At 37.6% G+C, this 10156-nt stretch carries 12 protein-coding genes; 6 read left to right on the forward strand and 6 right to left on the reverse strand.

What is annotated here, in order from left to right; translation table 11 throughout:
* Position 1 precedes the first annotated feature (1 nt).
* Genes M899_RS05750 through M899_RS05760 form a run of 3 tightly spaced genes read right to left on the reverse strand, consistent with a single transcriptional unit; the run spans position 2 to position 2625 of the window.
* Positions 2 to 1162 (reverse strand): cysteine desulfurase family protein, encoded by a 1161-nt coding sequence (locus tag M899_RS05750; RefSeq protein ID WP_021270485.1) that lies wholly within the window; start codon positions 1160 to 1162, stop codon positions 2 to 4.
* A 20-nt stretch (positions 1163 to 1182) separates the two neighbouring features.
* Positions 1183 to 2289, reverse strand: a complete 1107-nt coding sequence (gene nadA, locus M899_RS05755; protein ID WP_021270460.1) for a quinolinate synthase NadA — start codon at positions 2287 to 2289, stop codon at positions 1183 to 1185.
* Positions 2290 to 2301: 12 nt separating this feature from the next.
* Entirely contained in the window at positions 2302 to 2625 is a 324-nt protein-coding gene (locus M899_RS05760; protein ID WP_021270472.1) for a rhodanese-like domain-containing protein, read from the reverse strand.
* Between the two features lie 269 nt (positions 2626 to 2894).
* Here M899_RS05760 and M899_RS05765 point away from each other — a divergent pair, with 269 nt between their 5' ends.
* From M899_RS05765 to M899_RS05790, 6 genes are all read left to right on the forward strand, one after another.
* Positions 2895 to 3668 (forward strand): ParA family protein, encoded by a 774-nt coding sequence (locus M899_RS05765; protein ID WP_021270459.1) that lies wholly within the window; start codon positions 2895 to 2897, stop codon positions 3666 to 3668.
* Positions 3669 to 3729: 61 nt separating this feature from the next.
* The gene (locus M899_RS05770) at positions 3730 to 4614 is read left to right on the forward strand and encodes a ParB/RepB/Spo0J family partition protein (RefSeq protein ID WP_021270477.1); all 885 of its coding nucleotides are present in this window, start codon (positions 3730 to 3732) and stop codon (positions 4612 to 4614) included.
* Between the two features lie 200 nt (positions 4615 to 4814).
* A complete protein-coding gene (locus M899_RS05775) occupies positions 4815 to 5651 on the forward strand; it encodes a hypothetical protein (RefSeq protein WP_021270457.1) in 837 nt (278 codons plus the stop codon).
* A 141-nt stretch (positions 5652 to 5792) separates the two neighbouring features.
* Positions 5793 to 7052 carry a Glu/Leu/Phe/Val family dehydrogenase gene (locus M899_RS05780; protein ID WP_021270481.1) on the forward strand — a complete coding sequence of 420 codons (1260 nt, stop codon included), beginning with the start codon at positions 5793 to 5795 and terminating at the stop codon, positions 7050 to 7052.
* Positions 7053 to 7213: 161 nt separating this feature from the next.
* Positions 7214 to 7561 (forward strand): hypothetical protein, encoded by a 348-nt coding sequence (locus M899_RS05785; protein ID WP_155897107.1) that lies wholly within the window; start codon positions 7214 to 7216, stop codon positions 7559 to 7561.
* 66 nt (positions 7562 to 7627) lie between these two features.
* Positions 7628 to 8137: a hypothetical protein gene (locus tag M899_RS05790; RefSeq protein ID WP_021270473.1), complete on the forward strand. Its 510-nt coding sequence runs from the start codon at positions 7628 to 7630 to the stop codon at positions 8135 to 8137.
* Here the strand turns inward: M899_RS05790 and M899_RS05795 are convergent.
* From M899_RS05795 to M899_RS05805, 3 genes are all read right to left on the reverse strand, one after another.
* Entirely contained in the window at positions 8122 to 8601 is a 480-nt protein-coding gene (locus tag M899_RS05795; RefSeq protein ID WP_021270462.1) for a hypothetical protein, read from the reverse strand. The genes M899_RS05790 and M899_RS05795 overlap by 16 nt on opposite strands.
* Positions 8602 to 8778: 177 nt before the next feature.
* Positions 8779 to 9345, reverse strand: coding sequence for a hypothetical protein (locus tag M899_RS05800; RefSeq protein ID WP_021270455.1), 567 nt, complete (start codon positions 9343 to 9345; stop codon positions 8779 to 8781).
* A complete protein-coding gene (locus tag M899_RS05805) occupies positions 9326 to 10054 on the reverse strand; it encodes an OmpA/MotB family protein (protein ID WP_021270468.1) in 729 nt (242 codons plus the stop codon). The genes M899_RS05800 and M899_RS05805 overlap by 20 nt, the downstream gene beginning before the upstream one ends.
* Positions 10055 to 10156 lie beyond the last annotated feature (102 nt).

Below are 10156 nucleotides of genomic sequence, written 5' to 3' on the forward strand. Positions count from 1 at the left end.
ATTAGTAGCTTTTTATTTTAGCAAGTTTTTCATATGACTTACTTAAAGCTTCTAAGATTTGATCATAATATTCAAGAGGGGAACAAAGTCCCAGTGATATTCTAACTACTCCACGACCAACGCTGTCAGTTACTCCCATAGCTTTCAATACTTTAGAAGTTACTGGCTCATTGTCAGAGCATGCAGATGATGTTGTAACGAAAATATCCTGACTTTCTAACTCAATTTGAACTGCTTGACCGTGAATTCCAGGGTAAGCAATATATGTTGAGCTTGCTAGTCTTGGAGCATCTTCTCCTAAAATAACTACATCAGGAAATCTTCTTTTAATTTCGGCCTCAAATTCAATTCTTTTGCTATTAAGGGCCTCAATCTTATCAAGATTCTTTTCAAAGTTTTTAAGGGCAACAGCTAGTGTCTCATTACCAATATAGTTTTGAGTTCCACCTCTATGTCCTTTTTCCTGTCCACCACCAATAATTAGGGGTTTCACAGAACAAGGATTTTTTGCCATTAAAATTCCTGTCCCTGTCAGGGCACCAATCTTATGACCAGAAAGTAGAGCGAAATCTGCACCACTTTTTTTGAAGTTAAAAAGTGTTTTTCCTACAAATTGAGTTGTATCGCAAAGATAAGGAACGTTGTGTTTGTTACAAAGTTCAGAAATCTTCTCGTAGGGTTGAATAACACCTGTTTCGTTGTTAGCGGCCATAATAGCAACAAGAGCAAGCTTGTCACCAAAGTCTGCTAGCCAAGACTCAAGAGCGTTAACATCGACAACACCGTTAGATAGTGTTGGAAGGATCTTCATTTCAAATCCTTTTTCTACCCAATACTTCCCAGTATTCACAACTGCTGAGTGTTCAATTCCAGAAATGATGATGGCCTTTTTCCCTTTTTCAAGAGCTCCATCAAGGCAAGAATGGAATGCCGTACTGATTCCTTCTGTCGCCCCAGAATTAAAAATAATTTGATTGTAATCTGCACCTAAAACCTTTGCGCAAATACTTCTCGCGTTCTCCATTCCCATAAGAACTTTATTTCCCAAGTAATGAATAGCGTTTGGATTTGAGTAAGGTCCGTCTTTTTTAAGACGTTCAATTAGGTAATCCTTCACATCTGTGCAAATTGGAGCACTTCCATTGTAGTCGGCGTAAATCATAGTCCCTCTCTCTCTCTTTTCTATCGACTTAGTTCCAACATCTTATTAAGTGCAATGAGTGAAGACTTCGTTGTCTTCTCATCTACATTAATAACATTTATAGGTTTATCTTCCTTTATTGCGCGGAAACTGGCAAGAAGCCATCTCGGTCTCACGCGATACATTGTCGTACATAGACACTGGTAAGGAGATAGTGATGAAATTTCTTTGTCTGGAAATTCCTTGGCAAGTCTATTCACAAGATTGATCTCTGTACCGACAGCAAATTTTGAACCTGCTGGCGCAGCTTTGATCTTGTTGATGATATAAGCAGTTGAACCGTTATCATCAGCAGCTTGAACAACATCAAATGAACACTCTGGGTGAACAATAACAGTTGTCTCTGGTGAATCTTTTTTGATTTGCTTTACTTGAGCAGCTGAAAAACCTTGGTGTACTGAACAATAGCCATACCAAAGAATAACTTTTGCTTTATCAACTTGCTCAGAAGTTAATCCACCATTAAGCATATTTGGATTGTAAACAACCATGTCTTCAAGGGGAATTCCCATGTCAAAACATGTATTGCGCCCTAAGTGTTGGTCTGGAAAAAATAGAAGTTTTTCACCTTCACTGAAGGCCCATTCAATTATTTGACGTGCATTTGAAGAAGTACAGATTGACCCGCCATTATCACCAACAAAGGCCTTTAAAGTTGCAGCACAGTTAATGTATGTAATGGGAACAATCTTTTCTTTTGTTGATTTCGTAAGAAAAGTCCATGCCTTGTCGATCTCTGTACGATTGGCCATGTCGGCCATTGAACAGCCGGCCTTCATATCTGGCAGAATAACTTTTTGCTCATGAGTTGTAAGCATGTCAGCAGTCTCGGCCATGAAGTGAACACCGCAAAATACGATATAAGGCTTATCAAGTTTCGCAGCGTCTTGGGCAAGCTTTAATGAATCCCCAGTAACGTCAGCAAACTCAATAACGTCGTCTTGTTGGTAGTGGTGACCAAGCACCACAACCTTATCTTTTAATTCTTCTTTTAATGCTCTTAGTTCTACTAGAACTTGTTCATCAGAAAGTTCTTCTTTTGAAATTAAAGGAAGGTGATCATCTTTTTCATTAAAAAGATCTAACATATTTTTATATCCTTATTCTTCGATGGGAAAACCATTTTCTTGCCAAGCAAGAATTCCACCTTCAAGGTTGATAAGATCTTCGTAACCTTCACCTTGAAGAAACATACAAGCATTCAAACTTCTTTTTCCAGAACGACATTGCATAATGATTTGTGCATTTTTATCAGCAGGAAGTTCTGATGAGTAAAGTTCTTGAAAGCGGCTCAGAGGAACAAACTTTGCTCCTGGAATATGTCCAGCATCCCATTCGTCTTGTTCGCGACAATCGATAAGAACAACTGTTTCACCTTTATCCATTTTTTCTTTAAGTTCGAGTACGTCCATTGAATTGATCATTCGTAACCTCTTTAAATATTTGTATCGTAGGGCCTAATTAATACTTTTTTTTGGGTTATGTCTAGGCTCGTCGAGATGCGTTAAACTTGAGAATAAGTATATCATCGGACCGGCCAGGAGAGTTTGACCATGATCAAGGTCCTGCACTGGGCCAACTTGTTAAAAAGACAAAAATTTTTAAGGGAAAATTTTGACGAACCGTGCGAAATGGTCCTACACTTTTTATATCGCATACTAGATCTCGGACGATCTATATTAAGGAGTGATTCATGGAAGTTATCACAGTTGCCAATAATAAAGGCGGTGTTGGTAAAACAATGCAGTGCTATCAACTAGCTTGTCACCTTGCTAACAAGGGGAACAAAGTCCTAGTTATCGATCTCGATTCACAGGCAAACCTATCATCTACATTCAATGTACACATTCACAGAACACTCATTCCTGAGTGGTTGATCGGTGATGTAGCTATTGAAGAAGTTATGGTTCCTTCTGAAGGAAGCGAAAAATTTCATAAGAATATTACATTAATTCCATCTTCAAGACATATGGCCAACCTTTCTAAACTTCTTATCCTTTCAGAGGGTGAGATTAGAAAAGAAGCAGGAAGAAAAGAGCGTCTTCTTAGAAAGAGATTAGTACACGCTCAAGGTATGTTTGATTACGTTGTAATCGATACTCCTCCAATGCTTGGTGATGAGCTTATTATGTCTTTAGTGGCATCAAATAAAATCCTTATCCCAACTCAAGCACAAGACTACTCAATCGACGGTCTAGAAGAGTTGATGGATACATTTGAAATCATCAAAGAAACTGAGAACCCAGGACTTGAGTTTGCAATCATTCCTTCTATGGTTAACCCAAGAAGAAAGATTGAAAGACAGCGCATGGAAGAGCTAGCTCAATCATTTAACATCACGCCACCAATTAGAAACCTAGTGCAAATGCAAGAGTCAATTTCAATGAAAAGAGCAATCTGCGCTATGGGGAAAAAGAGCCGTGGGCACCAAGATTATGTAAATCTTTGGAGTTCTCTCGGTTTATAAGTTGGACAGGGATTGTTAACAAGTTTGAAAAATATTTTCGCACAAGGAAGTGGAGAGAAATATGGCAAAAAAATTTGCTGCTCGTGTAGCTAAAAGTGATAGAAGAGTTATAGATATGTCAGATCGCCTGTCGCGCGATCTATTCAAAATCTCAGACGAGAAGCTCCTAAAGGGCGCTCGTCTAGATGAGATTCTATTAAAAGATATCAATGTAAAAGAACAGGTCAGAACTAAGTTCAATGATGACTCAATCAAAGAACTTGCGGCCAACATTAAAGTGAATGGTCTTATTCAACCTCTTGTTCTTCACCTTGATAAGAAACTAGGTAAATACACTCTTATTTGTGGTGAGAGACGTTTTAGAGCGATGAGCTCTATCAATATGGAAAAGTGTCCATGTTTCATTCTAGAGGATAAGACTGAAGAAGAATTGATGGCCATTCAATTCTCTGAAAACTCGGCCCGTGAAGCTCTACACTATATTGATAAAGCTGATGGTATTTTAAACTATCAAATTGCTACGAAAGCATCAGAAAGAAAAATTCAAGCAGCTCTTGGTATTTCAAAGTCCGAAGTTCACAGATCACTTCTAATTGCGAAAATGGACAAAAAAATTAAAGAAGCTGCGAAGAAATATAATATTGAGAAGTATGTTCTTTTAGAGTTTGATGTTCTTGATAAGTCCGATTTCAAAACACAACTTGAAAAGAAAATTCTTGCAGGGGATGTAACAAAGAGATCACAACTTAAGCGCTCGCTAAGCTCTGGGGTTGTTAAAACAGGGACTAAGAAGAAGGTGACTAAGGCCGCTCTTCCAAAAGGTCTTTCTGCAGCAGCTTTCTTAAAAGCGATGCAGGCCAAGCAAAAAGATATGAATCTCGATAAAGAAACTCAGAAGCTACTGAAGGCGTTAGTTCAAGAGACTAAAGAAATCGTCGATATGTAGTCAAAAATCCATAAAACTAGGTGTCGCTCTCTAAAGATGGCGGCACCTCTACCTCATTTTTTGCCCATATACAGTAAACCCCTTGAAATTGTTATCATTTTAGTAAGGACAATTGTGTCCGGGGTATGACGCGTTTTGGCATCTGCCTTGCACTCTATTTACGTGAGAGAAAGAAAAGGGACCGTAAATAGGGGAGTTATATGAGAACTACAAGGCCAATAAAATTTACAGACTGTTTAAAGTTAAGACAGGTTGTTAAAGGGCTAGCCACTTGTGCATTAGTGGTCGTTTCTCTACACGCAAAATGCGAAGAGTATTCTAATGAACAACTTCTTCGTTCTTTTAATCCTCAATATAAAGTTCAAACAAGACTTCCAGGTTCATATGCTCCAAATGTAGAAGTTCAAGTTAGGCCAGATAGAGAAAAGTCATGGCTTGAATATGTTTTTGTAGAAGATCAGGCAGGCGTTCTAAATGATATGAGAGATACCCTTCAAGATTGGCAAAACACTGAAGAATACGCAAAAAATTGGAATCTTGACACTACTGGAATGTATGAGATCAAAGATCAAGATGATCGAACAAAGTTTGTTAACCGCCACATTTTGAAATATCTCGACAAGCGAGTTTCAGGTGAAGTTAAAAGAGCTGAAAAGGGCAGTGCTCTAGCTCGAGTCGGAGAGATTCAACAGACTCTAAAGCCACAAACAGATGTATCAATTGCTCAAAATTTTAGATTGAAATTTAAGGCCCGCGTACTTCAAGGTAAGGCCTTTATGCTTCTCGATAATCCTTACCTAGACAATAAGACAACTGTCTCATTAAACGGTAAAGTGACGATGGAAGTGGGCAAGAATTTTAAAAATGAAGGCATAGAGGCCAAGACAATTTTGAATGTAAATGATTCTAATTGGGAAGCCTATGTAGATAAGATTTTATCGGACAATACTCGTGCTCGTTTATCTTCAACACAACCCCTTAATTCTTCTGGGGAATCTGATACGAAATTCGAACTTCTCTTCAACCAACCCTTTTAATTCAAAGGCGGAGAATATCCGCCATTTTTGTGCACCGCTCTTACCTCGAATAAACCCAACTTTGTGATTTCTTCTCTGTTCATGACCAAATAGTTGGAGTAGATTATTACGCATATATTTTTACGATTAAGGGAGCGACCTATGAGTCTTTTCGAAAGTCCGTTATACAAAGATTCACTTAAATTATTAGAGGACGCTGGTTCTGTAATGGGGCTAGATCCAAACATTCTTGAAAGATTAAAGTATCCAAAAAGAGCACTTCAAGTTGCTGTGCCTATTAGATTAGATGATGGTACTGTTAAAACTTTCCAAGGTTACAGAGTGCAACACAACATGACTCTTGGACCTGGTAAAGGTGGGATTCGTTTCCACCCAAAAGTTGACCTTTCTGAAACAGCTGCTCTTGCAATGCTTATGACTTTTAAGTGTGCCCTTGTTGGTCTTCCACTTGGTGGAGCTAAGGGGGGAATCTGTGTTGATCCAAACGAACTATCTCGTCAGGAGCTTCAATCACTTACTCGTCGTTACACTACAGAAATTAACATGATCGTTGGTCCAAGTATTGATATCCCAGCTCCAGATATTGGAACTGATGGACAAACTATGGCATGGTTCATGGACACATATTCACAGCTAAAAGGATACACTGTTCCAGGTGTTGTAACTGGTAAGCCAATTACAATCGGTGGATCACTTGGTCGTGCTGAAGCTACAGGTAAAGGAGTTGCATACTGTGTAAACTTCGCTGCTGAAAAGCTAGGTATGAAAGTTGGTAAAGGAATGACTGTTGCCATTCACGGTTTTGGTAAAGTAGGTATTCCTGCTGCTCAAGATCTTCGTGACCAAGGTTGTACAATCGTTGCGGTATCTGACGTTTCAGGTGCTATTTACAGCAAAGATGGAATCGACGTTGATAAAGCTGTTGAATGGGTTAACCAAAGAAAATTCTTAAAAGATCTTCCAGGTGTAGAACTTATTTCTAACGAAGACCTACTTGCTCTTGATGTTGATGTTCTAATTCCTGCTGCAATTGACGGTGTTCTTACTAAGAAAAATGCAGACAATGTAAAAGCTAAGATCATCGCTGAAGGCGCCAACGGTCCACTTACTAAAGATGCAATTGATATCATCACAGCTAAGGGTTCATTCCTAATTCCAGATATTCTTTGTAATGCTGGTGGGGTTATCGTTTCTTACTTCGAGTGGGTACAAGGGCTTCAAAACTTCTTCTGGGGTCTTGATGAAATCAATGCGAAACTTCATTCAATTCTTAAAGATGCTTTTGATAACGTTTACGAATGTTCACTTGAGTACAAAGTTGATATGAAAAAAGCTGCTTTCATTAGAGCATTCAGACGCCTTGAAAGAGCAATGAGACTAAGAGGACTTTTCCCATCTTAATCAAAAAATATAAAAGGGAGATCATGTATCTCCCTTTTTTTTGCCTACTTATTTCTTTTAATTCATGGTCGAAAGTTATTTCTTTCGAACCCTCTAATCTTTCACGAAAATTTCATTCTTTTAGTGAAGTCTGTGAACACTTTGGTTTCAAAAATAATCTGATGATAAATCCGCTCGGAAGTGCTGAGCTTGATTGTATGTCTCGTCGTGCGAATATTACAAAGTTTTGCACTTCAAAGTATGCAAAGGGCCTACTCAGAGGAAAGGTCGATAAAATCTCGAAGAATGTTTTATGTGAATTCGCTGATACGCTGCGAGTGAAAGTTGAATGTGTGGGAAGAGATGAAAAACTATGTGATAAAAAAGAAGATTCATGTCTAAAGCTAAAAGATGTTTTTGCTGTCGGACTTGATCTTATTGATTCGAGTTTGGATAAAAAAATCCTTACCTGCACTTATTTAAATAATGCCGAAAAAGATTTGTCTATCGATGCCCTAAAGGCCCTTTAATTTTAATCATCTAGAAAATTTAGAAATGTTTCATGTATGCAAACTCTGCTTATGCGAGGAGGCAATATGCAAACATACCTAAAGTCTTTAGTCCCTAGTCTTGGAAAGAAATGTTTTATCGACCTTTTTGGTTACACAACTAAAGGAATTCCAGGACTAGAAATAATTGGCCTTGGCAAAAGAGGAAAACTTTTAAAAGAAAAAGTAATTTTTTTAACAAGAAGTTTGCAGGTGGAAGTTCCCCATCGCAGATATGTTCTTTGTTTTGATGATGAGAGACTACTTGAATTGGGAGTCGATGATTTCAGAAATTTAGAGCTTCCTGTTCTCATTCTCTTTTGGTCACTGGCCGGAGTGATTCCCTTTCGTAAATTAGATGATTGTTGTAGTCTAGGACGTTTTAATATACGTGGTGAAATTGAACCCGTTTGCGTGGCCCTTGTAGATTACGAAGAGGGAAAAAACTTTAAGTGGATTGTTCCAAGAGATTCAAATATAGGGGAACAAATTATATTCCCCTTAGAGGATATCCTCGCAAGTTTAGGCCAAAAGGATTTGGCCTATTCTTCTAGATAGTTGCTAAGGGCCGCGAGGACTCCTGAGTCGAGGGCATGAAGAAAGTGTTGAACTAAGACAAGCTCTCTAAGATTGAGTGGGTTAGGAGAGCTTTTAAAGTTGAAATCAATAATCGCGCTAAAATAAGGAAGGGTCGATAGACCAATCTCATCATGATTGCGATAATTCATACGTCTTTTATAAGTAATCGTATGTTGCTTAAGAATTCGAAGATCATTGATACTATTTTTGTAATTAGTGATGAGATCTTTAATGATATCTTTTGGATTGATATCAATAATTTCACCATTGAGCTCTGTGACAATTTGGCAAATATCCTTAATGTCATTTGTCTCAACAAAGGATTTTAAATCATCAACGAGCGCAATCATATTACTTAAGTGAGTACCATCTCCATTGAGGAATTTCACAATGGCCTTGGGACGAACTTTTAACACCTGCTCTAGAAGTTCAGCTTTTTCCATAATTATTTTCCTTTGCCTAAATTATGCCAGGCCTGTTGAGAAAATCCATGGAAAATCTTGAAATTGTTGGTGTGACAAGGAAAACACTAATGTTTTTGAAACTTTATTGAGAAAAAAAAGTGTTTTTTTAATGTAGATGCGGCAATTTTAGGAACCGAAATAATTCCCAAAATTGCCTTATTTTTTTGTTTTTCCTAACTTTTTGTTAACTAAGTTAACTCTAGTTTTGTAAGCATCTGAAATTGAAGCAGGCATTCTCTTTTTAAATACTTCAAAAGAATCTTGAAGTTCGAAGAAGTCTTGGGCCATTTTCTTTTTAACAACAGGAATAAAGAAAATGTCTAAAAAAGTAATGCTATCTCGCTTTAGATTTACTGTTTTAGAGTAATCGAGAACGATAGACCAATTTTCATAATAGAAAAGCTCTGCAAGAAATTTTTCCTCATCAGAGTCTGATAAGAAAAGATCTTTTTCTTTCAAATCATTGATCGTTTCAATAATTGAAATTAAGTCAGTGGGAGTTGCTTCTCCTAAAATTTTACCAATTTGAGAACGAAAACATTCTTGGTAGCGTGTTGGTTGAGGAGAGTTGGGGCAAGTCATTTTTAGAGCATCATCACTATAAAGAATTAAGGCCTTCTCACTTTGAGTTGTATGAAACTTAAAATACCCATACAGAAGAAGACCTGTAATTCCAATAATACTTAAAAAAGAATTTATTTTATTAAGGGTTTGTTTGTTCATTAAAATAAACTCCAAGACCAAACTTAATTTTCTGTGCTTCACCAATTGGTTCAATAACCTTAATGATTACTCTTCTGTTAAGAGGTAGATTTTCAAGAATAGGTTGTCCTTTCTCATCTACGTTCTCAGCAACTGGTTCTGTATCACCTTTTGTTACGGCAACAAGTTTTTGTGGATTGAATCCAAGATATTCAAAACGAGCTAGAACTTTTGCTGAACGAAGAGCTCCAAGTTCCCATGCACTTCCAATACCTGGCATTGATCTAAATTCATACGGATCACTGTGACCCTCAATAATGATTTTGTAATTTGGATCACGTGAACGAATAATATCAATGAGTGTATCCAAAGCTGGAAGAGCTTCTGAATCAATATCGGGGGACTTCTCACCAAATAGAACACTTCCTGAAAATGTGATAGCAAGCTCTGAGTCTTTAACAGTGATCTTTGCCTTCTTTTCTATATCAGGGTGTTTGGCAACTTCATCAGAAAGTTCATTGAGCTTGATATCAGAGCTTTTGTATTGATCTTTATTGAATGACTTCGAAAGCTCTTCAGCTTTTTTTGAAAAGCCGGCAGGGTCATAGTTTGCAAAGGCCATCATAAGAATGAAGAAACATGCAATCAGCGTCATCATGTCGGCATAACTTACGAGCCAACCATCGCCACTTTCTTCAGGTTCTGGAGCTTTTTGTTTATTAAGTGCCATTTGTTAATCCTCTTGATTATGCAGTTGCATTTTTCCAGTCTAATCTATCTTTTGGTAGTAGGAATGAGTTTAGTTCTTCCGCTACAAGAATTGGGTTAGATT

This window comes from Bacteriovorax sp. BSW11_IV (assembly GCF_000447755.1).
In the GTDB taxonomy this organism is placed as follows: Bacteria; Bdellovibrionota; Bacteriovoracia; order Bacteriovoracales; family Bacteriovoracaceae; genus BSW11-IV.

Bases quoted from the DNA above. Each gene is read 5' to 3' on its own strand.
- M899_RS05750 (WP_021270485.1), bottom strand. From the start codon at position 1,162: ATGATTTACGCCGACTACAATGGAAGTGCTCCAATTTGCACAGATGTG.
- nadA (WP_021270460.1), bottom strand. From the start codon at position 2,289: ATGTTAGATCTTTTTAATGAAAAAGATGATCACCTTCCTTTAATTTCA.
- M899_RS05760 (WP_021270472.1), bottom strand. From the start codon at position 2,625: ATGATCAATTCAATGGACGTACTCGAACTTAAAGAAAAAATGGATAAA.
- M899_RS05765 (WP_021270459.1), top strand. From the start codon at position 2,895: ATGGAAGTTATCACAGTTGCCAATAATAAAGGCGGTGTTGGTAAAACA.
- M899_RS05770 (WP_021270477.1), top strand. From the start codon at position 3,730: ATGGCAAAAAAATTTGCTGCTCGTGTAGCTAAAAGTGATAGAAGAGTT.
- M899_RS05775 (WP_021270457.1), top strand. From the start codon at position 4,815: ATGAGAACTACAAGGCCAATAAAATTTACAGACTGTTTAAAGTTAAGA.
- M899_RS05780 (WP_021270481.1), top strand. From the start codon at position 5,793: ATGAGTCTTTTCGAAAGTCCGTTATACAAAGATTCACTTAAATTATTA.
- M899_RS05785 (WP_155897107.1), top strand. From the start codon at position 7,214: ATGATAAATCCGCTCGGAAGTGCTGAGCTTGATTGTATGTCTCGTCGT.
- M899_RS05790 (WP_021270473.1), top strand. From the start codon at position 7,628: ATGCAAACATACCTAAAGTCTTTAGTCCCTAGTCTTGGAAAGAAATGT.
- M899_RS05795 (WP_021270462.1), bottom strand. From the start codon at position 8,601: ATGGAAAAAGCTGAACTTCTAGAGCAGGTGTTAAAAGTTCGTCCCAAG.
- M899_RS05800 (WP_021270455.1), bottom strand. From the start codon at position 9,345: ATGAACAAACAAACCCTTAATAAAATAAATTCTTTTTTAAGTATTATT.
- M899_RS05805 (WP_021270468.1), bottom strand. From the start codon at position 10,054: ATGGCACTTAATAAACAAAAAGCTCCAGAACCTGAAGAAAGTGGCGAT.